This is a genomic window from Microvirga sp. jy35 (assembly GCF_056148915.1).
The window spans coordinates 1-25,626 of record NZ_JBWBEW010000039.1 but is presented as its reverse complement, the minus strand read 5'-3'; the positions used below and the strand labels follow the sequence as shown (position 1 = coordinate 25,626).

Genomic DNA, 25,626 nt, shown 5'->3' with positions numbered 1-25,626 from the left:
GATGGGGTCCGTGACTATTGGTCTTCGGGGAAAGAGGCGTAGATCGTGCGGATGCCGTCGAGGATCGCGGACCGCTCGGTCTCGTCCCACTGATGGAATCCGAAGAGTTCAAGGCACGAGAGGCCGTTGAGGGCCAGGAAGGCCATGAGCGCAGCCTTGGGGCGCGGACCATGGGTCATTTCGTTAAGCGCGGTGGCGGCCCACTCCCGCATGCGCGTTTGCAGCTCTTCCTGACCCGGCATCGAGGCGCTGAGGGCGAGGACCACCGCCTTGTCGGTGTCGTTCGGTTTCTGGCCGTAGACGGCGATCCTGGCGAACAGCTCAGGATGGGGCGTGTCGGCGTGTTCACCAATGGCCTTCGCTATGCGCTCGTGCTCGCGCGAGATCTGGCGGTCGACGAGCGCCTCCAGCAGGTCTGCTTTGCACTTGTGGTCATAGACGACCGTCGATTTGCTGATGCCGGCTTCCTGGGCAACGGCATCGATCGACAACCCTGCCGCGCCCACGCGAGTGACCACGCGCTCGGCGGCGTCGAGGATGTCATCCGTCATGATCTTGCGGGGTCTACCCATGTCTGCTCCAGTGGTTTCTACGTTTATTTACGAACGTTCGGTCGAAAATTCAAGCGCCGATCCATACTTTAGTCGATAGTGACTATATCCGAGGTGATCTCGGCCTCCGGTCGATCCTCTGGCCGTGTCTGGAGCTGAAACACGCCCACAGCAAATGGGGGCATGGTCGCGCTGCACCGCACCAGCTTCGGCATCAATGCGTGGCGACGACCGCGCCGCCTGAAGTTGCACCCTTTCGGATGAACAGCGCGGCGACAAAGGCGGCGAGCGCGAGGAAGCTACAGACCAGGTAGGACTGCTGCGCACCGTGCGCCATCGCCGCGTCCACGGCCTCGCCACCCTGGACATAGCCCGCGCTGGCGGCGCCCATGATGGAGAACGTGATGGCGATGCCCGCCGCACCGGATAGCTGCTGGATCGTGTTGACGATGGCGCTGCCGTGCGGAAGAAGGTGCGTGTTCAGGACGCCGAGGGAGACCGCGAACAATGGCGTCCACATCAGGGCCTGCCCGACGATGATGAAGAGGTACGCCGCCAAGAGCATCCAGATGGATGTTCCCGGCCCGAGCGTCGACAGCCACCACTGACCTGCGGCAGCGACGAGCGCGCCCGTAATAACCAGCGGACGTGGCCCGATGCGGTCGTACAGGCGCCCGACGAGAGCCGAGACGATCGCAATCGTGAACCCACCGGGGGCCATGAACAGGCCTGCCTGCACGGCGCTGAGTCCATACGAGGTCTGAAGGATCACGGGCATCAGGGTCATCATGCCGTACCCTGCCGTCATGAAACACACCATTGTCAGGGCGGAGGCGCTGAAGGTGCGGATCGAGAATGGCCGCATGTCGAGTTGAGCACGTTCGAACCTTTGCAGGTGCACCTGCCTCATGACGAAGGCCGCGACGACCACGATCCCGATGAGGAGCGAAGTCCACGGAGACACCACGGCATGTCCTGCACCCTCGCCAAGCGAAGCCAGTCCATAGACAAGGCTGGCGAACCCGACAGCGGAAAGAACCACGGAGAGGGGATCCAATCCGATCTTTCGTGGTGTGCTTGGCACCCGGATCATCAGGTTCCCGACGATCAGGGAACCAACGGCAATCGGCAGGATGGCGATGAAGATCCAGTGCCAGCCAAGCTGCGACAGGATCACGCCTGAGACAACCGGCCCAAGGGAAGGCGCGAGGGATGTGGCAACGGTGACCGACGCCATGACGCGTCCCCTTCGCGCTGCTGCCACGAGGGAACTCACGGCCGTGAACGCCAGGGGCGTCACGATCGCCGTGCCGACGGCTTGGATGATGCGGCCGATCAGCAGGGTGTTGAAACCTGGAGCGATGATCGCGACGATCGTTCCAGCGACGAACAGCGACATCGCCAGCGTAAAGACCGTCCGCATCTGGAACCGCTCGGTCAGAAAGCCGGTCGCAGGGATCACGACGGCCATCGTCAGCATGTACCCCGTTGTCAGCCACTGGGCGGTCGAGGCCGTGATGGCGAGATCTGCCATGACGCGCGGCAAGGCGACCGCCATCAGCATTTCGTTGAGAATGACGGTGAAGGTGGAAATGACCAGCACCGCAATCGTGACAGCAGCTTCCCGTGTCAGTTTCCCGCCACCGCCTCCCGCTTGCGCGGGCCGGGGGTCGGTCGCGATGGGTGTTCCCGGGGCAAGGCGCTCTTCGGAGTGCTTCAACTGCGGCATGGGTGCCGCATCGGCTTCACAGACTACGGCATTCATTAGCTTGCCCCTTATAATATAGCTCGCTAGATATTCGGTTAAACCCAGGCGGCTGTCGATGGCTGAGAAAGGCTCACGCGCGGGCCTGACGTGTCTAGCGGCTTATAATCTAGTGCACTAGGTAACACGATCTGAAACCGTTGCAAGTGCCGATCATGCTCCGGCGTTGATCTGGCCGGAACGCTCCCATGCATGGGCTGCATCGCGGCGAGCCAGGCCAGCGAGCCTGCTTGACAGGCCACTCCAAACCATTAACTGGTATGCTAGATGATAGTGAGCTAGAGGAAAATGACTTCAGAGCGGCACAATGTTGGCGAGCAACTGGCCTTCGCGCTTTATGGTGCGGCAAACCGCATGGCACGCATGCACAAGCCGTTCCTGGAGCCGCTCGGCCTGACCTTCCCCCAGTACCTGGTGATCCTCGAGCTGCTGGATGGCGCGCCCCTGACCGTCGGCGCCCTTGGCACCCGCCTCGGTATGGACACGGGCACGATCACGCCGCTGGTCAAGCGGCTGGAGGGCTCCGGCTTCGTGACCCGAACACGGGATCCGGCTGATGAACGCCGCGTGCAGGTCGACCTGACCTCCCGGGGCCGCGCTCTTGAAGCTGAGGTCCGCGGCATCCCCGGCAGGATCAAGACGGCCTGTCAGCTCACCGACCAGGGCGCGGAAGACCTGCGTCGCACGCTCGAAGGGCTCGCCCACCCGGCAAGCGAGTGAAACCTTCAAGGAATTCATAGGAGAGACCATCATGAAGATCGGCATCTTGGGCACGGGCCACATCGGCAAGACGCTGGTGACAAAACTGAGCGCGGCTGGACACGACGTGAAGGTCGCCAATTCACGCGGCCCCGAGACAATCGACGCTGACATCCTCAAGAACGGTGCCCGGGCGGTCACCTCCGCAGAGGCGGTCACCGGGGTTGATGTGGTGATCATGTCCACGCCGCTTGGCGCCATCCCCCGGATCGCACCGCTGTTCGCAGACGTGCCCGCCGAAACGGCCGTCATTGACACGTCCAACTATTATCCCAAGCGTGACGGCGAAATTGCCGCGATCGAAGGCGGGCAGACCGAGAGCGAGTGGGTCGCCGGGCAGATCGGTCGCCCAATTGCCAAGGCGTGGAACGCAATCACGTCCGCCTCCTTCGCCGACAAGGGCGCGCCGGCAGGGGCAGCGGGTCGCATCGCAATCCCCGTTGCCGCCGATGGCGACCGGGAACGCGACGTGGCGATGACGCTGGTCGACGAAACCGGTCTCGACGCGGTCTATTCAGGCACGCTTGCCGAGTCTTGGCGCCAGCAGCCCGGATCGCCTTGTTACTGCACAGACCTCAGCCGCGAGGAGATGCCTGCCGCGCTCGCATCCGCAGAGCGTGCGCGGCTGCCCAAGCGACGCGACCTGGCGATTGAGGCGATCATGGAACGGGTGGGCGACAGCACCACCAACCCCGACTCTGACTATGCCGTGCGGCTGACCCGCGCGCTGTTCATGTGAGCCCTCGCGCAATTCCCTGCGAAGCACCTGCGCAACAGGAGTCGGAGCGCAGGAAGCTCTCCCATGCGGGGGGTCTCCGCAGGTACGAGGGGGAAGGAAGTTCTGCTCGTGTGTGAGGGTGATACGGCGCCTTCACAAAAGTTCGAAACAACCCGGACTCGGAAGGTCTCCTAATGGCACTTCTAGGAAGTACGTGGTCTTTCCGGAAAGGTGCGATTAGCGGACTTCTACACGGTCGCGATTAAGGGCTCAGGTTGACCCGAAGCGGAACATCCCCACACCCGGGGTCATCACGATCTTCCGTCCAGATCCCTAGGTTTTGATTCCAATAGGAACAAGCGGAGGAAAAGGCTATCATCGCACCCGCATAAGGGTTCGGCTGTGTACCAATCTGGGGACGGCGCCACTATATTTGACATCCAAATCGATGCTGCCGAAGCGTCGAGCAGTGTTACTGACGCCGAACAGTCAATCCTTTTTCCAGACAAGGACGTGCTATTCACCGCTGACTTCAGGAGATCCGGAGCTGATCTCCTGCTTCTAGGACACGAAACGACGGCAATTATTGCCGGTTATTTCGGTGATAATAGGCGCCTGAGCATCACGACGCATGAAGGCGCGAGCTTAACAGGCGCTACCGTCGAGGCCTTGGCAGGTCCTCACCTGTCAGGACAATACGCGCAGGCAGCCGATACGGCCGCTGCTTCGGCGCCGATCGGCCGTGTCGAGAAAGTGTCTGGATCGGCAACCGTACTGCGGAACGGCGTTTCAATCGAATTGCACTTCGGCGATGTTGTGGCCAAAGGCGATGTCGTGCAGACGGGTGCGGACTCGTCACTGACTATCAAATTCCACGATGGAACTGTGTTCAGCCTGTCTTCCAGTGCCCGCATGGTGCTGAACGACATGGTCTATGCTGCGGACTCGAGCGCGAACTCGGCGCTGTTCACGCTTGTCCAAGGCGTCATAGGGTTCGTCGCGGGACGGATTGCCAAGACCGGCGACCTCAAGGTCGATACGCCCGTGGCCACCATGGCCATTAGGGGAACGGCAGTTCAAACCGAGATCGCAGCATTCAGTGGGATCACGAAATTCTCACTTCTCACCGAGCCGAATGGAACTGCGGGGTCGTTCGTTCTTCTGGACAAGAACGATCCGTCCCGTGTGATTACGTCCGTGTCCGATGCCCGCGTAGCGACGCTCTTGACGCCATTGGCCGGCTCCGAGCCGCGCATCACGCAAATCACGAAGACAGCCGATGACATTCGGGGCGAGAGCGATATCGTGAGGGATCTGTTCCAGTTCGTTTCCACCCAGTTCCGCCGTGGTGGGGGCAGCAGCGATGTCGAGGATGGGCCGATCGTTCCCGCGAACCTGCCTCAGCGGATCGATCCCCTCGATCCATCGCAACTCGTCGTCACACAATTTACCCCGGAGCGCGCCGCAGCCCGCGAAATCGTTCTTCCACCTCCCATTGTCGCACCAGCGCCGATCCGCGGCTCAGCCATTGAAGATGGACTGCTCGTGCGGCTGGGCGCCCTGCCGGATGCGATAACGCAGGCCGGCGGGATGTTGCCGCCCGTGATCGTGCAATCAAGGTTGCCTCCCGGCGTGAGATATCTTGACGCCTCGCGGAGTTTCTCTCTGGATCCGTCGCATCCGGCGTATCAGAAACTAGGGGAGGGAGAGACCGAGACTGTCATTGTCGACTATCTGCTGATTGATGGTGGCATCCGCGTCCCGTCTTCGATTTCCTGGACGATCACCGGTCGAAACGACGCTCCGGTTACCGCAAGCGACCGCATTGTCGCTGTTGACGAGGTGGGGCAGACAATCCTTACCGTACGCGACAACGACCGCGATGTGGATAGCGACTCCCTCCAAGTCATTAACTGGACAGCACCGCTCGAAGGCTCAGTCATCCGGAACGCCTCCGGGGATCTAGTCTTCGACACTAGCGACGATTTCGTCGCCCTTAGCACCGGCGAAACCGCCACGGTGACCTTCGCCTATACGGTTTCCGATGGTAAGGGAGGAACCGATACTGCAGACGTCACCTTGCAGGTTCGAGGGGAAGGGACGTTCCTATCACCCCACCAAGTTGCTTCGGAGAACAGCGTTCTCGCTTTCAACCATCAGCCAGTTTCGATTGGGATCAGTGCGCCGTCCGCGACCACGACGGCGACCGCGGATCTAGACCTGATCATAGGTCTCGGGCCGGTTCTCCAGCGGCAGATGAATATCGTCTACCTGATCGACATCTCGGGCAGTACGTCGGATCAGTTTGAGGGGTCTCCGGTCAGCGATCTCAACGGCGATGGCGAAGCCAATACCGTTCTCGATGCGGAGATTGCCAGTCTGATCGCGCTCACCGAGCGGGTGAGGGGGCTCGGGTTTTCAGTTGCTGATGTGACGATCACGGTGATCCCCTTCAATGGCAGCGCCGATCCAACCGATGCAACAGGTAGAGGCGCTGTGACTGCGGCGACCTTCAGTCTCGGTCAAGCGGGCGATGCGGCAATACCGGATTATCTGAAAGGTCTGAATCCGGGCGGACAAACAAACTTCGCCGATGCTCTTCGGGCCGCCAACAATCGGCTGCAGAGCCTGGATCAAGGTAACGAGGGAAACTTTCTGTACTTCCTCTCCGATGGCAACGGACAGGGCTCCTTCGATGCCGAGCTCACGAACTTGAATGACCAATATGAAGTGAAGATCACCGCTCTCGGCGTCGGGCAGGAAGCCAGTCTCTCCCAACTCAATCGAATCGACAATACGGGCGGGGCTTCCTTGCTGACGGCACCCGACCAGATTGACATCTCCGTCCTGGGAGCACCTCTTTCCGGCGGGACGATTGCCGATATCGATCTCTTCGTAAACAATACGGAGATCGTTGGGGTCGGCCCGGAGGACCTCGTCCCAACAGCCGACGGGCTTGCCCTCGATATGTCGATCGGAGGGTTGAAGCGGCTTGTTGGCGACGGCAATACCGTGTCGGCGATCGTCACATTTGTCAGCGGAGAGGTTCTGGCGACCGAACTGACCATCGTAGGCGCGTTACCCCGTTCCATAGACGACGTCCTCTGAGGGGATTATGCACCGGTCCTTAAGCTTGCCTAGCCTCTCCCATGATTTTACGGCCAGACGGCAATCGAAGTATTGTTGCACGAGCGAAGGCGGCAACATCATTGTAACCCGTGCTAGTGCCCGAGCGGATCGACGGCCGTGAGCCTTCTTTTGAAAAGAATGCGACGCTTCGGGATCGGACGGATTGTTGGCCTCCTGCTTCTCGTCTCGTTGCTCGCACTGCGGATCTGGGATCCTGGCCCCGTCGAAGCTCTCCGCCAGAAGTCGTTCGACGTCTACCAGCTGATGCATCCGCGTGCCGCGCGCCAGGACCTTGTCGCCATCGTGGATATTGACGAGCAGAGCCTGCGGGCTCTGGGGCAATGGCCTTGGCCGCGCACTGTTATGGCCGACATGATCTCGAAGATCGTCGAGCGGGGCGGCACAGTGATCGGCTTCGATGTGCTCTTTCCCGAGCCGGACCGAAGCTCGCCTGAGGTTGCAGCCGAGACGTTCCGGGGAATGGACGACGCGACATGGGAGAAACTCCGGCACCTGCCTGGCAACGACGCCGTCTTCGCCGATACCATTCGGAAAGCCCAGGTGGTGCTTGGCCAGTCAGGCTATCGCGTCTCGGGCGCAGCGGCCGTCGCACGGCCGGCGATCCAGGCGGGCATCGCTATCCTCGGTCCGGACCCGCGCCCGTCCCTTGTCGACTTTCCGCACCTGCTGCGCAACCTCCCCGTTCTTGACGAAGCCGCTCAGGGCCACGGGATCTTTTCCATTATTCCTGAGCAGGACGGTGTCGTTCGTCGCGTCCCGGTCGTAGCGGTCGCTGATGGGACCATCGTCCCCGCGCTTTCACTCGAGATGCTGCGGGTCGTTAAAGGATCGGGGGCCATTCTCATCAAGACGGATGCGAGCGGCGTTCGGAGTGTGGGCGTTGACGATCTCGAAATCCCGACGGACGGTAAAGGCCGGGTCTGGATCCATTTCTCACTCCTCAACCCCGAAAGATATGTTTCCGCGATCGACTTGATGCAGGGCAGGGCGCCTGCCGACAGCCTCGCCGGGAAAATGGTGTTAATCGGAACCTCGGCTGCTGGTCTTCTCGATCTCAAAATCACCCCAATCCACCCGGCACTCCCAGGGGTCGAGCTGCATGCCCAGCTTCTGGAGAGCGCCCTGACGGGATCGACCCTGAGCCGGCCGGGCTACACGGCCTTTGTCGAGATCGTACTCGCGACACTTTTAAGCCTGACCCTGATCGCGCTGGCGCCAAAGGTGAATGCCGGAACCCTTTTCGTCCTCGGGGGCACCACCGCCGCCGTGACCTTAGGCGTGTCATGGTACTGTTTCTCCTTCCTCGATCTTCTGATCGACTACACCTTCCCGCTGGTCTCGAGCCTTCTGATTTACACGGTTCTGGTCTGCACGAACTATGTCACTGTTTCTGCGGACCGTTACCGGATCAGATCGGCCTTCAGTCAGTATCTCTCTCCTGACCTCGTAGAGCAGCTGGCGCAATCGCCGGAAAAGCTGACGCTGGGCGGGGAGCAACGCGAGCTGACCGTGCTTTTCTCGGATGTTCGTGGCTTCACGGCTATCTCCGAGTCCTACAAGAACGATCCGCAGGGACTGACAGCCCTCATCAATCGGCTTTTCACCCCGCTTACCAGGGACATCATGGAGCGGCGTGGGACGATTGATAAGTACATGGGTGACGCGATTATGGCCTTCTGGAATGCTCCTCTCGCCGATCCGCTTCATGAGGTAAACGCATGCGAGGCTGCGTGCGCGATGCTGGACAGTCTTAAAGCATTGAACGAGCAGCGCCAGCGCGAGCTCAGCGACGATCACCCGGTCCCGCCGCTGAGGATCGGGATCGGGTTGAATACTGGCCTCTGTGTTGTCGGCAATTTCGGCTCCGATCTGCACTTCAACTATTCAGTTCTGGGAGACACGGTTAATCTTGCTTCCCGCTTGGAGAGCCTGACAAAGCAGTATGGCGTTTCCATCGTTATCGGGGACAAAACCGCCCAGGCGGTCCGCACCAGGTTTGCCGTTCTCGAGATTGACCATCTGCAGGTGAGGGGAAAGCGGGAGCCGGAGCGGATCTTCACTGTTCTGGGACGCGCTGATGTCGGCGCAAGCCTGGACTTTGCGGAATTGACCGAACGAAACAGCGCTATGCACACCGCCTATCGCTGCCGGGAGTGGTCGCAGGCGCTCGAGATAATCCTTCTATGTCGGGAGTTGGGCAGTAAATTCGGACTCGATGAATACTACGATATCTACACTCACAGGCTCCGCCATCTGATCGATACCCCGCTATCGTCCAGCTGATGCGGATACGGCTTTGTGACGACAGAAACGGCACAGGTCATTTCTGGCGGCATATGCGCTATCCTGGCTCTCGAACAGGCCGCAGCGAGCGAATTGGAGTATGCGGAAGTCATCAAACTGGCGTGACGCGTCCGCCGCTACTGCTGAAGCGCGAATGTCTCCCAATGGCACGCTCAGGAAGTGAGCCGAATGTCAGTTCTGACAGCTAGGACCGAACGGTCCTCTTACCGAAGTCGCCTTTGCGTCAGAACGCATACCTCACGCCACAATAAGGAAGCTTGTCCGCCAGCAAGGATTGGAAACGCTCAAGCCACTTCTTCTTCCAGGCCGCCTTGTAGCGCAGGTTCAACATCCCGCCTTCGGACCGCTTCACCTCCTGAAGGTCGGGACGCCAAAGGAGAGCCTCGGCCTTCGGGTGCCAGCGCAGGTTCACCTCGTGCAGTTGCTCATTGTGGGTGAGGAAGATGATCTCGGCGCGCAACTGCTCCTTGGCCTCAGGCGAAAGAGTATCGTCGATCTGCTCGAACAGGGGGTGATAGTCCCGCTCCCAGCCCTCGTAGACGATCACGGGCGAGAAGTTCAGGTGGACCTCGTATCCGGCCTGCACGAAGTCGTTGATCGCCTCGATGCGTTCGGTGATCGACGAGGTTCGCACGTCGACGACCTTGGCGATCCTCTCGGGCATAAGAGAGAAGCGGATGCGGGTCTTACGCTGAGGATCGTACGACAGCAGGTCCCGGTTCACGAACTTGGTCGCAAACGACCCCTTGGCGTTGGGTATGCGCCGGAACAGATCGGCCAGATCTCGGACATTGTCGCAGATCGATGCATCGACCGAGAGATCACCGTTCTCGCCGATGTCGTAGACCCAGTGCTGGGGGTCAATCTGATCCGGAGACGGCAGGGCACCCTGGCGTGCCGCGTGCCGGGCGATGGCCGCGCAGGCCTCCTCGATGTTAACCAAGATCGAGATCGGGTTGGCATACCCCTTGCGGCGCGGAACGTAGCAGTAGGCGCAGGCCATGGCACAGCCATTCGAGGTCGACGGAGCAATGAAGTGGGCGCTGCGGCCGTTGGGGCGCATGGTCAGCCCCTTTTTTACGCCAAGGACCAGTGAGCTGCGCTTGAGCCTGAGCCAGTCCTCCGCATTGCCTTCGTTGCCGTGCAGGGAGGGGATCTTCCAGTGCGATTCGACATGCAGGCGCTCGGCAACGGGATAACGGGCGAGGATCTCCTGGCCGCGTGCATATCCTTCCACGGCAGGCTCGAGATAGATCCGCTCGATATCGATCAACTGCTTCGTCAGGGCCATGCGTGGTTCCGATGGTGGATGTGACCTGGCGCATCCGTTGCAGACGGGAGGCTGGGGCGCTCAAGATGAGGCTATTCCTATATGGTGAGTTGCCGTCGAAACGTCAGGGCGGCAGGCAGGTGGATCACGCCTCCACGAGCATGTCGGGCCCAAATCCGAGCCCGGTGACGAACTGGTTCCAACTCTCGGGCCGGAGCGCCCCACCGGTCGCCTGCCGATGGCCGCTGCCGTAGTTCTCATCGGCGCCCTCGGGGGCATGGTCTCGGAGGAAGGCAATGAGATCACGGTCGAGGGCGGTCCGTGTGGCAAAGTGGACCCAGCCCGGGCGATAGCCCGTGTTGGCGGCAATGACAATGTTGTTCCTCAGCCGGCCACGCCACGCTTGCGCCACGAGCGGGTGGATCTGGCATGGCGAGTGGAACCGGATCAGCGCCACGTCGCCCTTCACCTTGGGAGGGACGCGCCGGGCCGCGTCCAGATCCAGCTTGACCTGCTCGCGAGCCGCCTGGAGGAGAGCCGTCTCCGGATGCTCGCCGGAGAGGATCTCCTTCGGGCCCTTTGCCTTCATGAGAAGGTCGAGGGCTGGCCTGGCATCACCCGTGGCGCTCCGGCGAGGTGCATTGAGCAGCGCCGTCGCCTCCCGCAGGGCGGTGATGCCGTATTGCTTGCGGGCCTCCTCCATCTCCGGGAAGCCGGACTTCTCGGCCATGTCGCCGATGATGCCGAGCGCAGCGATCCAGAGCAGGTCGTCAACCTCGGCAATCACTGACGCGCACCAGTAGGCCAGCAGGCTTGATGTCGGGACCTGATCCATCTCAATTCCCGAGATGACGGTTGCGGATCCGGGAACCCCCGTCGGAACGTGGTGATCGATCACGACCGTCTCGACCCCCTCCAGGACCACACCCTTGCGGACGCCCAGGTCGGTCACGATCAGGCCTCCCACTGGAACGCCGGACAGCTCGGTGCGCAGGGCATGGGCCCACGGGTTCTCGCCTCGGCCGAGGATCCGAACCTGACAGTTTGTACCGTGGCGGCTCAAGGCGCGGGCGAGCAGCGCACTGGCCGATAAGCCGTCCGCATCATTGTGCCCGAGGATGAGCACAGGGGCATCAGCCCGGAACCTGTTTAAGGCCTCGCGGAAGGTCTGCTGAATAGTCGAAATTTAGGCCTGAAGGCATTCTGATGCCCCATGTTTATCCAGAACACCTCGGTCCATTAGTCATCGCCGGCAGTCTCTGGGATATTCGGCGCTCCCTCCGCGCGTAAACTCTTGAGAAAGCGATGCGCAATATCTCGCACTGCTTCATCATTTCGGGAACCATCGTCAGCCAAGTCCCACAGGTGAGACAAACTACCTTCCAGTTCGTCCAGTAACTCGGGATGGCGGTGTGCAAGAAATCGTATGGTGCCGAAAAGGAGATGCTCAACTGCCATCTCCCGGTGACGGGCCTCAACTGCTTGAGTAGAGGCGGGCTGTTCCTGCGATCTGCTCATAGCAAACCAAAGCCTTTCGTAGGTATCACCTTGTTAAGCCTCTACAAAGCAGTTGTGGCTTGTATGAAGCACTGGGTAGACACAACGGCTAAGTCTTGGATCAGTCACAACGAACTGGCAACGTGGTTGTAGGGACGAGGTTTCAGCTTGGCACTCTGATGCCGCTCGCGGGAGCGTCTTTGCAATATCTAATTGCGTCAGAAATGATGCTGCGCCTGTGTAGATTGGCAGACATGACTAAAATGGAGTCTCGAGGAGCGCGCAGACCACCTCCATTGTGCAAGCTGGGATGTTTGAAGGCCCTTATCAATTGATGGAGCAACCTCCATCTTACGCAGCAGGAAGAACGTTCTCACCCCCTGTGGACATTAAAAGAGCAAGCTTGATCAAGGATCAGGATCGCACAGCATCCTGTTATCTCAACACAGCAAGCGGCGCTGACGTCCGCATCATAGGGGGCTTCTCCATGCCACACCATGTTGTCCCTTTCTGGTCCAAGGCTTTGACACCACAGGCCAGTCGACCCGTAACGCGACCTGTATTCCTGGAGTGTTGATGTCATGCAGAGGCAAAACACTCAGGTTGAGTATGGGCAGCGGCTTAGGCGGGTTCTCACCTATGTTGAGGAGCACCTCGACGAGGATCTCAGCCTCAACAAGCTAGCCCAGCTTGCATGCCTATCCCCCTATCACTTTCATCGGATCTATCGATCGATGCCGGGAGAGAAGGTCGCTCAGACGGTGAGACGCCTGCGGCTGCATCAGGCTGGTGCGGACCTCTCCTCAAGCGGCACTCCGACCACCGAGGTCGCCAAGCAGGCTAGGTTCAGCACGGTCGAGGGCTTCACCCGTGCCTTTGCCGATGATTGCGGCTTACCTCCTGGTGTCTTCCGAGACAGACAGAGCACTGGACGTCAAGGTGATCCACTGATGGATAGGGCGGCAGTTTCGGAGTTCGGCGGGGTCTGCATTGCAGGTCTTGAGCACAGAGGAGCTTACACGCTGACTGGTCACGAGTTTGCACAGCTCTCGGCCTGAGCCGCCTCCCGCAGCCTGTTCGACACACCACGCCGCTGGTTCGGTGTGTTCTACAGCGATCCCGATGTGGTGCCGGAGGCGGATTTAAGATCCATAGCCGGTGTAGAAGTCAGTTCAGATGACATTGATGCTGCCGTCCTTGTCAGCCATCTCCCCCGGTGCCGTGTCGTGTCACTGACCCACAAGGGAGCATATGCGGAGTTGTATCGTGCGTATGAGTATCTTATACTGGGATTGGCTACCTGACTCTGGGGAGGAGCCAGACGATCAGCCCTGCTTCGAGCAGTACTTGAACAATCCACGTGACACTCCGACGGCCGGGCTTCTGACAAAGGTGTTCCTGCTCCTGAAGGGCCGAGCCGAGGGGCCCGCAGCATGTAGATATGCGTGCTTGGATCAGCGTGTACAGACTCCAAGTCCCGCCCCCAGCACTTCTCGGAAGTTACCTGAGTGTCATTTCTGGCAGCGAATACTGGACCTTCATGACGGGTAAGGGAACTACCGTGCTTGACTAGGGCCGTGTGAAAACGCAATTTCGAGCGACGTGCGCTGGCCGCTATTTGGGTGTGAAGCCTATACTGAGCATAGCGCAGCGGCTGACCTGTTCTCCGACGTGTTGGCCAGCACCGTCGAGAACGGTCAAAGCCTGGACCAACTCGTGTTCACCGTTTCCAACGTCACCGACAGTGCGTTCGAGAACGTCTCCTTCGATGGCACCGTCATCAGCTTGGTCAACGGCACGGGTACGACCTCCGGCTCTACCTTCGCCTACACTGTCTCGATCGTAGGCAGCACCGCCACCGTCACTCTATCCAAAACAGGTGGCATCTTGCCTTCGGCTATGACTTCCCTCATCGACGGCATGGCCTACGGCCATACCAGTGAGGACCCCACCCCTGGCCCACGCACGATTACCTTTACAGGTCTGCGTGATACCGGCGGCATGGCCAATGGTGGTGGCAACACCGCCGTGCTTAATTATGCCTCCACCGTAACTGTTACACCCGTCAATGACGCGCCCCTCGCGCAGGACACGGCCATTTCACTTGATGAGGATAGCCCCTACAAGTTCTCGGCAGCCGATTTCGGCTTCTGCGATCCGAACGATGGCGACTTCCTCAACTCGATCGAGATCGTCAGCCTTCCCGAAGAGGGAATTCTCACGCTCCTCAGCTTTGGCATGGGAGGCCCGAACTCCGGCCCGGTTGCTGAAGGAGACATCACCTCTGCCTCTATGCTCGACAAGGGCAAGCTGGGCTACAGCCCGGTCGAATACAGCAATGGTACTGGCTTCGCAGGCTTCTCGTTCCGGGTGAAGGACGCCGGCGGCACTATTGTCCTCGTTAGAGAGAAGGGATGAGCGGGTCTTCCCGGTCACACCCAACACTGTGCGTCTTGCTTGGGAAAGACTGAGGCGCAGGGCTGGCTTGGAAGACCTGAGGCTACATGACGTTAGGGATGAGGCTGTATCCCGCTTCTTCGAGTATGGCCTCACGGTGCCAGAGGTCGCCCTGATCAGTTGACATAGAGACCTAGGAATGTTGAGCCGATACACTCACCTGAGGCCGGAGAAGGTCACTGAGAAGTTGTCTAAAGCAACGGCTGGTTAGGATTGAAAGCGAAGAACTGAAAAGCTTTTCCGCCATTCCTACCGCAACAATCGTGGGCGTCATCAGTTTGGATTCGAAGGTGCGTACTTCCTCCCGAAACCTTCTAACTAGCCCCATCAATCGAGCGATCTTGGTGGGGCTTCTTTCGTCAGCCCTTCCAACCCCTTCCGTTGTACCTCTGTTCGGCCAACGCTCCCACACGGATAATGGCCAAGAGCAAAAGGATGCTAATCCTAGTCAGGTTAGGGGTTACTGCTAGGGTTGTGTCCTTACCCGGCCAATCATAACGGCTCCGATGTATCCAAATGATCCGTTCCCGATCGAGAACTGTTCTCAACGTTTGAGGAAGGCGATCTTAGCTGAATTTCGAGGGCGATCCCCTACACTTGAAGAGGTCAGCAGCATCCCTTCCAAACAGTGGCTAAAGGTTCCAGGCATGGGGGAAACCATGCTCATGGAGCTAGAAGCAATCATGCGGAGCCAACTAGATCAGACGACGGGTCCGGCCTCTGTGCAGATGACTGATGCTGATTTGATGGCTCGGCTGGAACGATTGCAGCGTGACCTGAAGCGTTTCCGCCGTGATCTTCTCGTTCGCATGAGTGACCCTCAGCCAAACGGCGATAACCCTGACAGTACGAATCTACATTAGGTAGGTTCAATGGCTCTGGTGTGCCTCCGCACAGACCTACCTGAGAAGACTGTTATGCTGAGGCTATTCCTCCTAAGACTTTCCAGCCCTATCCGATGAGCAGTCTGGTAGGGCTTCTTTCTCTTTGTCGGACTTGGTCTCCGATTGATCAGCCGTCGCCTCCTTGGCCTCGTTGAACGGCACAGTCAGGAGTAGTCCACCTGCTTGGTCCGCAATCTCGACCACGTAACCACTTTGCTGCTCGCGTGAAAGATCACCCCAATATGGGACGACCTCCATGAAGACATTGGCCACTCTCTGGGCGGCACGCTGAGCAGTATCAAGATCAGGAAGGATCAGGGTCTGAGGATATCTGACCCGGCTGTGTTGGTTATACAGAAAGAGGTTGTAGAAGGGCATGATGGCAGGAATATTAACCAAGAATACTGCCTTAGCAACCTACTCATAGGTGTTATTTCAGGCTATGCTCACAAGCTACATAGTGGGGCAGTAGGTGGAAGATACAGAGTTTTACTGCTGCGATATAAGCCCCTCGACGATAAAATTTCCTATGCTAAGACCAACAGCAACCATTTACTCAAGAGCATCTTTCAAAGCACGTCAGAATGTGTAATTTCCATGGCGGAACTTCTTTTCGCCACAAAGCGTTGTGGACCCAAAACAACTAACCCGCCAAACCGTCACCTACTTCATCACTCGATGCTTGGAAGCCAACAAACAAAATGAGCGATTACTCTGCCCCTGAAGCTCGCCTTGGATTCTGCGGACCTGAGGACCGAGTTATTTCACTCAATGTCCCCCTTGCGATAGAAGATGGGCGGAACAGTCCCTATCACTCGCTCGATATTGAGTATGACTCAGAGCAACCTGACACGCTGACGATTCGTCTGTTAGAATTGGATCAGCACGGTTTCATCAGGGCTGCGCTACAAAGCGCCTCCTTCCCCGCTGTTCTGCTGGCTGACCTGGTGAGTAAGCGGAAAGCCACCGCTGAGGAAGTCGCTGAATGGAAAAGCATAGCTGATGAGGATTGACGGTAGATTTCGAGCGTAATCCGAAGATGGACGCCCATATCCCAGCGCCACAGGGCAAGGCCTACGGTCAGCTAATCAGCGGCCCTATTCACTGGTTCTCAGATTGGTCTACCCCCGACGTTCCCCGCTCAGGAGCAGTGGTCTACACAGTCTGGGATCGGGAAGACTCTTTCATTTACGTCGGTATGTCAGGCCGGAGTTTTACAGGCGGCACTGAGGGCAACGGAAAGGCTGGTCCTTGGGGAAGGCTCAACAGCCATGCCAGCGAAAGACGAAGCGGTGATCAGTTCTGTGTCTACGTCGCTGATCGGCTTGTCCTCCCAACCTTGCACAATCGCATCGCAGAGATAGTGGATGGCTCACTGTCGCTCGATAAGGCTACCCGCGATTCCATCAAGACGAACCTAGGTTTCAGGTGGGTTTGTATGGAAAATGGAAAGGCGGCGTTTGAGCTTGAACGGAGGTTGCAAAGGGGTGAGGCAACCTGCGGGAAGCCGTTTTTGAACCCGCTCTAAGATCGCGAGCGCTCGTAAGTTCACCTACCTACCCGTTTAGGAACTGGACCTATCCACCGTCCCGGAACAGCCAGAACAGTTCGTCCATCTTCGTCAACAACCTCAACGTGGAACTCACAGACGGCCTGAGGCAGATAACCTCTCGGCGATCTAAGCCTGATGAGCATTCGCCCCATTATCAACGCAACGCTGTGCGCCGCCTCCAGACTCAGAACATTCAAGCCTCGTGGATAATTCAGACGGCGAAAGTTGGTCCAGACGTAAACGTCATAGGTTGGCATAGCTACACTAGGGTAGACAAAGAACTAAACTCTGTATTGCGCCTTAGGGGCTACTTCTGCGATACCCGCAGGTCAGTTCACTCGGCTGCAAGACAACTGTCCTGCCATCAGGCGTTCCTTCTCATAAGCCAGAGCTAAACTCAGAGCCGCCCACCACCCTTCCGCTTCTCGGACCTTAGGAACCGCTTGTTCATAAGCTGCTAGCGCGGCCCCTTCCTCATCAAACAAGTTGTTGAGTGGACCGAACGACTGCTGCTGATACGCGCGAGGTCCAAAGCCTGATCCAGCGTCTCGCGGATCGTTGCGAGCGCATAGGCAGCTTTACGTCACGTAAGCCGCGCCTCTTCAAGCTCACGATAGGCTTCGTGAAGGGCACCAAGGCAGACGAGATAGGTCGCATCCCGATGACTGCTCTCCTGATCTACAGGAAAGCCATACTTGCAGTTTCCCAGTCCGACCGCTTTAACGTGGATTATGAATGAGATCTTCGTCGTGACATTCTTTAGAGGTGGCGCTCTAATCCCAAGCGAGTCCTAAATAGACCGCGGCCAGCACCGCGATAATGGTCAAGCCAAGTGCTGCCAACAACGGAAGCAAGAAAGACCTGAGGTCATGGGTGCTCATCGACACCTCCCATAGTAACACTCAGGGATAACGCTGGCGGATCCTCAAATACTCCGTGCCATCGGATGTTCAGCAATGGTTCACCCAGAGAAGACGATCTTTAAGCATCGGTTGCCCGACCGAACTCCCGGCCAAGCCCAAGCTCCCATATCCCTCTCATTGCTAGACTTGGTCGGGTTCTAGTCTGGGTGGTGTTGGGAATAAGAGAGCGCGTTGGAGTGCCTTCGAACGGGTGGCCCACCACAGTCTCGATAACTACTAAGGGGTGTTCTTGATGCGCCACGTTCCACGCAAGTCACCTGATGATCCCTTTGCGGGTTTGCGTTTGCCCATGAGTGCCTGGAAGGCAGTGGAGGATGCAAAGATCACCAACTTGGAACAACTCAAGACCCTTGCTCCTATACTCAACGAGGTTCCAGACTTTGACGCAGAGACGGCTCAAATCATCCAGGACAGGCTCAACCGCTTGGCTTTCAAGAGACGCGTTCGTGTCAGGTTGATCTTTCCCAAGCGCTCCCCTCGGAAAGCCATCCGCAGGAGAGCCCATAGCAGCCGATGATCCTCGTGCGGCAAAAAGAAAGCGCCTCTCGGCTTCAAGAGGACGCTCTAAGGTCCGGCCCGTAGGGGCAAATAACAAGGCCGGTCCTACATGCCTACACAGTCAAACCCATGCTGTCTGTCGGGTATCGGACACTTCTGAGACAAACCTCCTGATTGCTGCAAAAGACCTCAGGTGAGGCACATTCCCGTCAAGATTGATGAGGAACCTAGGTGGTACTTGGAGGTGTCTCATGACGCACATGGACGATCAGGTTGCCAAGCACATCAAGGCGATGATCCAAAGAATCAGGTGCGAGAATACTGAGAAACACGAGGGCGACTCCAAGCCTGATACGCTCAATCAGATTATCAGGACCCTCAGGAGAGGCCCTGACCGTATCCATAACTTGGTGCCACCCAAATGCTATCCTGTGCAGGACGAGGGCTCAGGCACCTAACGGCACCCCTCTTACAAGGTAGGTTGATTGCAATAGGGACCAGAAGCGAGGGGCCTTGGCATCGCGTCTGGGGATCAGGCAATCGCCATAATACCGCCAAGGTCTGCGGCCACGGTTCCTGCCATTGCAGTAGTCAATTTCTAATGATCAACACGTTTGAACGGGTCTGCTGGTGCCGGTGAGGGGCCTTTTTGGTATCCATCGGCAGCACTGAGCCCTGGCACCGACTGGGTACCCCCTCAGATGCGTTGATGGTCGTCGCTTAAGAGACAAGAATCTTAACGGTCTCAGGCGGCATGGTTTGGGTTAGGGGCGTGCTATGGATAGCCTATCGTTACTGGTCGTCGCCATCGGGTCTGTGCTTGTCGCTCTCGTGGCATATCTCGGCGTCGTTGATTACCGCCACCCTCTTTCTGATGTGAAACTGAGTGGGATTTATCCGCGTAGGCTGCCGAAGCGCTGATGTGGTGCATCCAGACTGCCCGTTCCCGGTTATCAGATGCGAAGCTCACGAGCAGTGACAGGATATGAGCGCATCCTATGCCGTGTCCAGATGCGTGTTCCCTTGCTCGGTGCCCCTTCCATCTTGGCCGTAAGCACATCATGGATGCGCCTAAGTTCTTCCTGAATAGACGTCAGCCGGTCCAATAGTTCATCATCCGACATGCTGGTGGAGAGGGAAGCTTCCTCAGTGGCTGGTTTAACAACCGTGACACTGCGAATGATTCCAAGAGCGATAAGGCCGACCCCTGGTACTGCCAACCATTGCTTATCAGAGCGCTGAGCAACCTCCTGCACAGTGGGGCAGCGTCCCTGGAACTCCTGGAGGATCACCGTTCTGATCCGTCCTGGAACAGCATACAGAGGGAAAGTATCACCCGTGTTCATGGATCCTCCCGCAAATTCCCATTGCCTATCATCGCAGGGTGCAATTTGGGCGGATCAGCGGCGAGAACTTGGCAGCTCCCAGGCTTCGTGAACTTATATACCTTTGAGAACTTACCTGCCCACCCGTGTAGGCACTCAGACCCAAAAGAAAGCCCCAAGACAAGCTCAGGGCTGAGGGGAGTACTCAGAGGGAACCATCACAAAATGGAGGAAGAGTGAGGGCACGGACCAACAACCGTGGGTGAGCAATGTTCCAACCGGACAGGTTGATTAGCTCATGGTTCTAAAGGTGCATCAACTAGCTCAACGCTTGGTTTGATGATCCAGCCCCCCTAAATAGGTCCGGGACGCTCGTGCCTGCCGAGATGCTCGGGTGTAAACCGTTGGGCTTCGACGTGTGGGATGGCTGTAAGCCCGGAATGCCGCCTCATGGCACACGGCCGTTGTTAGTCTTATGGCGCCTTGTGCCTCAAATCCGGTCTTTGCTCCGTAACAGTCAGCAGCCTCAGAGAGACGGCTCGCCGACTAGCCGCCTCCGAACTCAAATCTCAGCTTGCTCCGCAATCAGAAGGCCATCGTCGACGTCAATGCCCGGATACCGCGCGGTGCTCTCGATTTTGGTGTGACCGAGCAGAAGCTGGACGGCTCGGAGATTGCCGGTTCTGCGGTCTGGCCCTTGATTTGGGCTTGCTGACTTTGGGCCACATGGGATCAGCGACGCGCTACCATCGCCAGTCTCCTCTGAACTTAGAACTTTGGTGGCTAGGCATTAGTCAGTCCCACTTGACTGCCGCGCCAGGAGGTTGCGCTCTACGCTCTGCAAGTGGGTGCGCATCGCCGCGGCAGCACCATTCATGTCACGGTTTTCGATAGCCGTAATAATCATCTCATGCTCGGTAAAGCTGTGATGGTCAGGCTCTGGCTTGACGGGGTTAGATCGGAGCCTACCCCAGGTTACGGCTCGACGTAGCGCGTTAAGCATATCGAAGAGCCCAAGAAGCGGCGTGTTCTGGGTTGCTTCCGCGACGGTGCGGTGCAGACGGGTATCCCAGGTCTCATACTGCCGCCAGGTCGCGGCTTCACGGGTTCTGGCTTGGCACGTCCTCAGTTCGGCAAGATGCATCGGCGTTGCCGTCAGCGCTGCCGCTCTTGCAATCTCAGGCTCGATAATCAGCCGGGCGCGCATCAGTTCGGCCGGATTGGTCCGCTTGGACAGGGCCGCGATATCCGAGAGGGTGTCCACGGGTCGGTTCCCCATGAATGTGCCTTTGCCGACATGGCGCCATATTTGGCCTTCGGCCTCGAGAGTTCCGAGCGCCTTCCTCAATTCGGTCCGAGTAACCCCAAGTGCCGCTGACAGATCCCGCTCCGGAGGGAGACGTCCATCCTCGGGGAGCGCCGCTTGAGCAAGGTAGGCCCGCAGTTGGGTCACGATGCTCCGATTGGAGCCCACTTCATCGAACGCTAGCATCTCAGCCCCTCAACCAATTCAGAATTGGTTGGCTCTTTTAATTGCTGTAACAACACAGTCAAGAGGAATAATGCTTGACAGCGTTCCGCCCAATTGCAACCAATAGCGTATTGGTCGTGAAAAACGCGGCTATAACAAGCGGATAAACCGCCTAAAGCAGGGAGTCTGAAATGTCCAAAAGGTTGTCAGGTCTAAAAGCCAGTACCGCTGCGCTCGCGATCGGCCTCGCGCTTACGATGTCGAGTGCTGCGGAAGCGGCCAAGGTTCGCGTGGTCTATGGCGACATCCCGAGCGTGGAATCCCTGCATCTCTTGGCAGCGTTTGAGCGCGCCAAGGAAAAGGGTGTCGATATCGAAGTGACCTATCTAAAATCAGAGGATATCGCGGCTCAGGCCGTGGTCGGCGGGCAAGCCGACGTTGGAGTTGGTGGTCCTTACGCGCTCGTGCAGAAGGTCAAGGCGCCCATTCGCATGTTCATGCAGCTTTCGACGCTGCGCTTCTATCCGGCGGTGAACGGCGAGTTCTACAAGACCTGGAAGGATCTGAACGGGCAGGAGGTGGCCGTCCACTCCCGCGGCTCCGGGACTGAAGCCATCATGAAGCTGATGGAGCAGCGCCAGGGCATCAAATTCTCCAAGATCAGCTACATTCCAGGCGCCGAGGTTCGTACCGGTGCTTTGCTTCAAGGCAACGTCAAGGCTTCCATCGTCGATGCATCTGGCCGCCGTTTGCTAGAAACCCAGGCGCCCGGTAAATTCATTATCCTGCCGCTCGAGGGCGTGAACGCAACCGATGAAGCGCTCTTTGCGAACACGAACTTCCTTGAAAAGAACGCCGCGGATGTCGACAAGATTGTCGAGGCCATCGTCACAACTTGGCGTGAAGTCACGGACAAGCCGAGCGTCGTGACGGAGTGGCGTGCCAAGTACAAGCTGCTGCCCGACCTGCCTGCGGCCCAGGTGAATGAGATCGGCCCGTACTTCGAAGAACTCGCGAAGGGTAAGGCATTCCCTCTCAATGGCGGCGGCGCAGCCGCGGCAAAGGATGACTTCGCCTTCTACACCCTCTCGGGTCAGCTCACCGGCGAGCCCGCAAGCCTGAAGGTCGAGGACTTCTGGGATACCCGCTCGCTGGATCGCGTTCTGACAAAAATCGGTAGCAAGTAAGGGGCCGTTATGATGGCTTCCTCCGAAGTGAACGGCCCCGCGCGGGCCGTCCATTCGCCGGCAGGTTGGGGCTTGAGCCTTGGCCAGCTATTCACGCAGCACCCGATTGCCTCGAGAATGGTCTCGCTGGGGCTCTTCTTCTTGATCTGGGAAATCGCCGGGCGCGTGCCGATCAGCTATGCATTTCCGACGTTTCTGGAGACACTCTCTGCTTTCCTCTCAATGCTGCTCGATGGCAGCCTGTTCGTGGCTTACGGCTCGACGCTTCAGCCTCTGATCATCGGCATTGCCATTTCGGGGGCTGTCGGGGTGACGCTCGGCATCGTGATGGGTTTGTCACGTACAGCTGAATGGCTTGTGGCCCCTTTGTTCATCGTCCTGCAATCGGCCCCGATGGCAGCTCTCATTCCGCTGATTACCTTCGTGTACGGAATCGGGCTGGCGGCAAAGACCCTTGCGGTCATCATGCTTGCTTTGCCCGTCATCGTGCTGAACGGCTACAAGGCAGTGAGGAATGCCAACCCTTCGCTGGTAGCCATGTGCTACTCGTTCCAGGGCACGAAACTTCAGCAAATCGCCAAGATCATCATCCCGGATGCCAGCCCCGTGATCTTTGCGGGCCTGCGCTTGGGGCTCGCTGCAGGCTTCATCGGCGTCATCCTGGCAGAACTCCTGATTACACCGACCGGAATCGGTGACCTGATCACCTATCACCGCTCAGTGGCCAATTATGCAGAAATGTATGCCGCTGTTGTTTCCATCATTCTGGTCTCGACCCTGACGCTCGCAGCTCTCGAAGCATTCGAGATGCGCGTGCTTCGTCCAGAGAAGAGGAGAGGCTGACATGACTTTATCCACTGCTTCCATCCATGCTCTGCCTCAAGCCGAATCTGCCGCTGTTGAGGTTCGAAGCATTTCCAAGAACTACAAAGAAGTCGAGGCGCTGCGATCGATCGACCTCGACTTTCCCCGAGGCAAGCTCACGACACTGCTCGGTCCGTCCGGCTGCGGCAAGACCACCCTACTCAAGATCATCGCAGGCCTTATCGAACCGACCTCCGGCGAGGTGCGGGTCAACGGCAAACCCGTCACTGGACCTGGCCCAGAGCGTGCCTTCGTGTTTCAGGACTTCGCCCTGATGCCGTGGGCGACGGTAATGCGCAACGTGGCTTTTGGGCTTGAACTAAAGGGAATGGGCAAGGCGGAACGCCAATCCATTGCCCGGCACTATATCGCCGAGGTCGGTCTCACCGGCTTTGAGGATAAGTACCCGCACGAGCTATCTGGCGGCATGCGCCAGCGCGTCGGCCTTGCCCGTGCCTTCGCGGTCAATGCAGAAGTTCTTCTGCTAGACGAGCCGTTCTCAGCGGTCGACGAGCAGAACCGCCGCAAGTTCCAGGAAGACCTGCTGCAATTGGTGGAGAAGGAGCGCAAAACCTTTATCTTCGTCACGCACAGCATCGAAGAGGCTGTCTACGTATCGGATCGCATTGTGCTCCTGTCGCGCCGGCCGAGTCGCGTCTCGCAGATCATCGAACCGAAAGTTGATCGCACGGCCTCCCCCGATGCCATCCGCCGTGATCAGGGCTATCTCGACACTGTCGAGGAGATCTGGCAAGGCCTCAAGCACTACGTGGATTGAGGAGGCAGCCATGACACTTTACGGTTATCGGGTGCCGATGATGGCATCTCTCCTCGTCTGGTGCGTGATTTGGGAGCTTGTCGGCCAATCGGGCCTGATGTTCCTCGTTCCGCCTCTCTCAGACGTGCTGGTGGCTGGCTTTGCCATGGTGCAGACCGGCACCTGGCAGTCGGCCGCAATCATCACGTTGCACAGTTTTGCGGTCGGCATGGCGTTTGCCATTGTGGTCGGCATTACACTCGGTGTGCTGATGGGGCGGTTCAAGGCGGTGGACGAACTGTTCAGCATCTGGGTCAACATCTTCGTCAGTGCGCCGCTCTCGGCCCTAGTTCCGGTGTTGATGATCCTATTCGGCATGGGCGAGACGACGGTTATCGTTACGGTCTTCCTCTTTGCAGTATGGATCATCGTGTTGGATACGCGAGCCGGCATTCAGCATGTGCCGAAGTCGCTTATTGAGATGGGGCGCTCATATGGTGCCTCTACCTTCGCTCTTTACGGAAAAATCGTTCTCCTTGCCGCTCTGCCGGAGATCCTTGCAGGGATCAGACTCGGTCTGGTGCGCGGCGTAAAGGGTGTGGTGATCGGTCAGCTTCTGGTGGCGATCATCGGTTATGGCGAACTGTTTGAACTTTATTCACGCAGCTTCGACATGGAGAACTTCTGGGCGCTGACGATCATCCTCTTCGCTGCAGCGATGCTGATGTCCGCGGCCATCGAACACATCGAGAAAAAAGTCGACTATTACGCAGGAGTAAGATGATGAATGCACCTCTCGCCATAACTGACTACGTCGTTCAGCCGGCACCCATTGCAACCTTGCCAGTTCAGGGCAGTGACAAACTATTCCCCATTCACCGTATTTATTGCGTGGGCCGCAACTACGCCGAGCACGCGATCGAGATGGGACATGATCCGTCCAAGGAGCCGCCGTTCTTCTTCCAGAAGAACCCCGACAACCTCGTGACCGATGGCAAGTTCCCGTACCCGAGCCAGACATCGGACGTGCACCACGAGATCGAAATGGTGGTGGCGTTAAGCAAGGGCGGTACGGACATTTCCGCGGAAGCGGCCCTCGATCACGTCTTCGGCTATGGCGTCGGCCTCGACATGACCCGTCGCGACCTCCAGGGCGAGGCTAAGAAGCTGGGTCGTCCTTGGGAAGTCGGCAAGGCATTCGAAGCCTCTGCTCCTTGTGGTCCTCTGGTCCCGGCGAGCGAGATCGGACATCCGACCTCAGGCGCTGTTACACTCAAGGTCAATGGTGAGGTCCGTCAGCAGGGCGACCTGAACCAGCTGATCTGGAAGGTGCCGGAGATGGTCTCATATCTTTCCAGTCTCTTTACCCTTCAACCCGGCGACATCATCATGACCGGCACGCCTGCTGGCGTCGGCGCGGTTGTGCGCGGTGACGTTCTCGAAGGCTTCGTCGAAGGTGTCGGCAGGCTCGAAGTCGTAGTCGTCTAGGCTGCAAACCCCGCGCATGTGAAATAAAAAAGCGGGCGAGGCGCTTAAACAGCACCGCAGCACACAGTGCTGCGGTGTAATTCTAGGGCGGGACCACCGCCAGTGTCTAAATCAAGCAGGAGCCACACGTGGCGAAGATCAAGGTTGCCAATCCGGTCGTCGAACTCGACGGCGACGAGATGACCCGCATCATTTGGCAGTTCATC

At 58.3% G+C, this 25,626-nt stretch carries 23 protein-coding genes; 15 read left to right on the top strand and 8 right to left on the bottom strand.

The features are described from left to right. Positions 1 to 14: 14 nt before the first annotated feature. The gene (locus AC0QTX_RS21900) at positions 15 to 572 is read right to left on the bottom strand and encodes a TetR/AcrR family transcriptional regulator (RefSeq protein WP_474605938.1); all 558 of its coding nucleotides are present in this window, start codon (positions 570 to 572) and stop codon (positions 15 to 17) included. 193 nt (positions 573 to 765) lie between these two features. Further along, positions 766 to 2,316 carry a DHA2 family efflux MFS transporter permease subunit gene (locus AC0QTX_RS21895; RefSeq protein ID WP_474605937.1) on the bottom strand — a complete coding sequence of 517 codons (1,551 nt, stop codon included), beginning with the start codon at positions 2,314 to 2,316 and terminating at the stop codon, positions 766 to 768. Between the two features lie 288 nt (positions 2,317 to 2,604). Here AC0QTX_RS21895 and AC0QTX_RS21890 point away from each other — a divergent pair, with 288 nt between their 5' ends. The 4 genes from AC0QTX_RS21890 to AC0QTX_RS21875 all read left to right on the top strand — a co-directional run bounded on the left by AC0QTX_RS21890 (position 2,605) and on the right by AC0QTX_RS21875 (position 9,226). Then, a complete protein-coding gene (locus tag AC0QTX_RS21890; RefSeq protein WP_474605936.1) occupies positions 2,605 to 3,036 on the top strand; it encodes a MarR family winged helix-turn-helix transcriptional regulator in 432 nt (143 codons plus the stop codon). Positions 3,037 to 3,067: 31 nt separating this feature from the next. Further along, on the top strand, positions 3,068 to 3,814 hold the full coding sequence (locus AC0QTX_RS21885; protein WP_474605935.1) for an NADPH-dependent F420 reductase: 747 nt from the start codon (positions 3,068 to 3,070) through the stop codon (positions 3,812 to 3,814). A gap of 381 nt (positions 3,815 to 4,195) precedes the next feature. Next, positions 4,196 to 6,901: an Ig-like domain-containing protein gene (locus AC0QTX_RS21880; protein WP_474605934.1), complete on the top strand. Its 2,706-nt coding sequence runs from the start codon at positions 4,196 to 4,198 to the stop codon at positions 6,899 to 6,901. A gap of 159 nt (positions 6,902 to 7,060) precedes the next feature. Beyond that, positions 7,061 to 9,226 (top strand): CHASE2 domain-containing protein, encoded by a 2,166-nt coding sequence (locus AC0QTX_RS21875; RefSeq protein ID WP_474605933.1) that lies wholly within the window; start codon positions 7,061 to 7,063, stop codon positions 9,224 to 9,226. Between the two features lie 244 nt (positions 9,227 to 9,470). Here AC0QTX_RS21875 and AC0QTX_RS21870 read toward each other — a convergent pair whose 3' ends face one another. Then, on the bottom strand, positions 9,471 to 10,538 hold the full coding sequence (locus AC0QTX_RS21870) for a spore photoproduct lyase family protein (RefSeq protein ID WP_474605932.1): 1,068 nt from the start codon (positions 10,536 to 10,538) through the stop codon (positions 9,471 to 9,473). A 124-nt stretch (positions 10,539 to 10,662) separates the two neighbouring features. Then, entirely contained in the window at positions 10,663 to 11,643 is a 981-nt protein-coding gene (locus AC0QTX_RS21865) for a DHH family phosphoesterase (protein ID WP_474605931.1), read from the bottom strand. Between the two features lie 952 nt (positions 11,644 to 12,595). Here AC0QTX_RS21865 and AC0QTX_RS21860 point away from each other — a divergent pair. Genes AC0QTX_RS21860 through AC0QTX_RS21845 form a run of 4 tightly spaced genes read left to right on the top strand, consistent with a single transcriptional unit; the run spans position 12,596 to position 14,432 of the window. Beyond that, positions 12,596 to 13,072 (top strand): helix-turn-helix domain-containing protein, encoded by a 477-nt coding sequence (locus AC0QTX_RS21860; RefSeq protein ID WP_474605930.1) that lies wholly within the window; start codon positions 12,596 to 12,598, stop codon positions 13,070 to 13,072. A gap of 15 nt (positions 13,073 to 13,087) precedes the next feature. After that, positions 13,088 to 13,318: a GyrI-like domain-containing protein gene (locus tag AC0QTX_RS21855; RefSeq protein ID WP_474605962.1), complete on the top strand. Its 231-nt coding sequence runs from the start codon at positions 13,088 to 13,090 to the stop codon at positions 13,316 to 13,318. Then, positions 13,266 to 13,565, top strand: a complete 300-nt coding sequence (locus tag AC0QTX_RS21850; RefSeq protein WP_474605929.1) for a GyrI-like domain-containing protein — start codon at positions 13,266 to 13,268, stop codon at positions 13,563 to 13,565. The genes AC0QTX_RS21855 and AC0QTX_RS21850 overlap by 53 nt, the downstream gene beginning before the upstream one ends. Before the next feature lie 51 nt (positions 13,566 to 13,616). Continuing rightward, positions 13,617 to 14,432, top strand: a complete 816-nt coding sequence (locus AC0QTX_RS21845; RefSeq protein WP_474605928.1) for a hypothetical protein — start codon at positions 13,617 to 13,619, stop codon at positions 14,430 to 14,432. Between the two features lie 974 nt (positions 14,433 to 15,406). On the opposite strand, the gene AC0QTX_RS21840 is transcribed toward AC0QTX_RS21845, so the two are convergent. Next, positions 15,407 to 15,754, bottom strand: a complete 348-nt coding sequence (locus AC0QTX_RS21840; RefSeq protein ID WP_474605927.1) for a DUF6894 family protein — start codon at positions 15,752 to 15,754, stop codon at positions 15,407 to 15,409. Positions 15,755 to 16,056: 302 nt separating this feature from the next. Here AC0QTX_RS21840 and AC0QTX_RS21835 point away from each other — a divergent pair, with 302 nt between their 5' ends. Next, the gene (locus tag AC0QTX_RS21835) at positions 16,057 to 16,368 is read left to right on the top strand and encodes a hypothetical protein (RefSeq protein WP_474605926.1); all 312 of its coding nucleotides are present in this window, start codon (positions 16,057 to 16,059) and stop codon (positions 16,366 to 16,368) included. A 535-nt stretch (positions 16,369 to 16,903) separates the two neighbouring features. On the opposite strand, the gene AC0QTX_RS21830 is transcribed toward AC0QTX_RS21835, so the two are convergent. After that, positions 16,904 to 17,164: a DUF6894 family protein gene (locus AC0QTX_RS21830; RefSeq protein ID WP_474605925.1), complete on the bottom strand. Its 261-nt coding sequence runs from the start codon at positions 17,162 to 17,164 to the stop codon at positions 16,904 to 16,906. 236 nt (positions 17,165 to 17,400) lie between these two features. On the opposite strand from AC0QTX_RS21830, the gene AC0QTX_RS21825 reads away from it, so the two are divergent. Then, entirely contained in the window at positions 17,401 to 17,646 is a 246-nt protein-coding gene (locus AC0QTX_RS21825) for a hypothetical protein (RefSeq protein WP_474605924.1), read from the top strand. Between the two features lie 1,635 nt (positions 17,647 to 19,281). Here AC0QTX_RS21825 and AC0QTX_RS21820 read toward each other — a convergent pair. Together AC0QTX_RS21820 and AC0QTX_RS21815 are read right to left on the bottom strand one after the other, a co-directional pair. Further along, positions 19,282 to 19,674, bottom strand: a complete 393-nt coding sequence (locus AC0QTX_RS21820; protein WP_474605923.1) for a hypothetical protein — start codon at positions 19,672 to 19,674, stop codon at positions 19,282 to 19,284. A gap of 769 nt (positions 19,675 to 20,443) precedes the next feature. Then, positions 20,444 to 21,145 carry a FadR/GntR family transcriptional regulator gene (locus AC0QTX_RS21815; protein WP_474605922.1) on the bottom strand — a complete coding sequence of 234 codons (702 nt, stop codon included), beginning with the start codon at positions 21,143 to 21,145 and terminating at the stop codon, positions 20,444 to 20,446. A 170-nt stretch (positions 21,146 to 21,315) separates the two neighbouring features. On the opposite strand from AC0QTX_RS21815, the gene AC0QTX_RS21810 reads away from it, so the two are divergent. The 5 genes from AC0QTX_RS21810 to AC0QTX_RS21790 are packed head-to-tail and all read left to right on the top strand — an operon-like array spanning position 21,316 to position 25,420. Further along, the gene (locus AC0QTX_RS21810; RefSeq protein ID WP_474605921.1) at positions 21,316 to 22,311 is read left to right on the top strand and encodes an ABC transporter substrate-binding protein; all 996 of its coding nucleotides are present in this window, start codon (positions 21,316 to 21,318) and stop codon (positions 22,309 to 22,311) included. A 9-nt stretch (positions 22,312 to 22,320) separates the two neighbouring features. After that, positions 22,321 to 23,154, top strand: coding sequence for an ABC transporter permease (locus AC0QTX_RS21805; RefSeq protein WP_474605920.1), 834 nt, complete (start codon positions 22,321 to 22,323; stop codon positions 23,152 to 23,154). Between the two features lies 1 nt (position 23,155). Next, a complete protein-coding gene (locus tag AC0QTX_RS21800; protein ID WP_474605919.1) occupies positions 23,156 to 23,953 on the top strand; it encodes an ABC transporter ATP-binding protein in 798 nt (265 codons plus the stop codon). Positions 23,954 to 23,963: 10 nt separating this feature from the next. Beyond that, positions 23,964 to 24,716 carry an ABC transporter permease gene (locus AC0QTX_RS21795; RefSeq protein WP_474605918.1) on the top strand — a complete coding sequence of 251 codons (753 nt, stop codon included), beginning with the start codon at positions 23,964 to 23,966 and terminating at the stop codon, positions 24,714 to 24,716. Continuing rightward, positions 24,716 to 25,420 carry a fumarylacetoacetate hydrolase family protein gene (locus AC0QTX_RS21790; protein ID WP_474605961.1) on the top strand — a complete coding sequence of 235 codons (705 nt, stop codon included), beginning with the start codon at positions 24,716 to 24,718 and terminating at the stop codon, positions 25,418 to 25,420. Before AC0QTX_RS21795 ends, AC0QTX_RS21790 begins: the two co-directional genes overlap by 1 nt. Positions 25,421 to 25,626: the final 206 nt, after the last annotated feature.

Excerpts from the sequence above, each read along its gene's own strand:
- AC0QTX_RS21805 (WP_474605920.1), top strand. The coding sequence starts at position 22,321 with ATGATGGCTTCCTCCGAAGTGAACGGCCCCGCGCGGGCCGTCCATTCG.
- AC0QTX_RS21810 (WP_474605921.1), top strand. The coding sequence starts at position 21,316 with ATGTCCAAAAGGTTGTCAGGTCTAAAAGCCAGTACCGCTGCGCTCGCG.
- AC0QTX_RS21870 (WP_474605932.1), bottom strand. The coding sequence starts at position 10,538 with ATGGCCCTGACGAAGCAGTTGATCGATATCGAGCGGATCTATCTCGAG.
- AC0QTX_RS21835 (WP_474605926.1), top strand. The coding sequence starts at position 16,057 with ATGAGCGATTACTCTGCCCCTGAAGCTCGCCTTGGATTCTGCGGACCT.
- AC0QTX_RS21790 (WP_474605961.1), top strand. The coding sequence starts at position 24,716 with ATGAATGCACCTCTCGCCATAACTGACTACGTCGTTCAGCCGGCACCC.
- AC0QTX_RS21850 (WP_474605929.1), top strand. The coding sequence starts at position 13,266 with ATGCGGAGTTGTATCGTGCGTATGAGTATCTTATACTGGGATTGGCTA.
- AC0QTX_RS21830 (WP_474605925.1), bottom strand. The coding sequence starts at position 17,164 with ATGCCAACCTATGACGTTTACGTCTGGACCAACTTTCGCCGTCTGAAT.
- AC0QTX_RS21885 (WP_474605935.1), top strand. The coding sequence starts at position 3,068 with ATGAAGATCGGCATCTTGGGCACGGGCCACATCGGCAAGACGCTGGTG.
- AC0QTX_RS21860 (WP_474605930.1), top strand. The coding sequence starts at position 12,596 with ATGCAGAGGCAAAACACTCAGGTTGAGTATGGGCAGCGGCTTAGGCGG.
- AC0QTX_RS21890 (WP_474605936.1), top strand. The coding sequence starts at position 2,605 with ATGACTTCAGAGCGGCACAATGTTGGCGAGCAACTGGCCTTCGCGCTT.
- AC0QTX_RS21900 (WP_474605938.1), bottom strand. The coding sequence starts at position 572 with ATGGGTAGACCCCGCAAGATCATGACGGATGACATCCTCGACGCCGCC.
- AC0QTX_RS21820 (WP_474605923.1), bottom strand. The coding sequence starts at position 19,674 with ATGAACACGGGTGATACTTTCCCTCTGTATGCTGTTCCAGGACGGATC.
- AC0QTX_RS21800 (WP_474605919.1), top strand. The coding sequence starts at position 23,156 with ATGACTTTATCCACTGCTTCCATCCATGCTCTGCCTCAAGCCGAATCT.
- AC0QTX_RS21895 (WP_474605937.1), bottom strand. The coding sequence starts at position 2,316 with ATGAATGCCGTAGTCTGTGAAGCCGATGCGGCACCCATGCCGCAGTTG.
- AC0QTX_RS21875 (WP_474605933.1), top strand. The coding sequence starts at position 7,061 with ATGCGACGCTTCGGGATCGGACGGATTGTTGGCCTCCTGCTTCTCGTC.
- AC0QTX_RS21795 (WP_474605918.1), top strand. The coding sequence starts at position 23,964 with ATGACACTTTACGGTTATCGGGTGCCGATGATGGCATCTCTCCTCGTC.
- AC0QTX_RS21815 (WP_474605922.1), bottom strand. The coding sequence starts at position 21,145 with ATGCTAGCGTTCGATGAAGTGGGCTCCAATCGGAGCATCGTGACCCAA.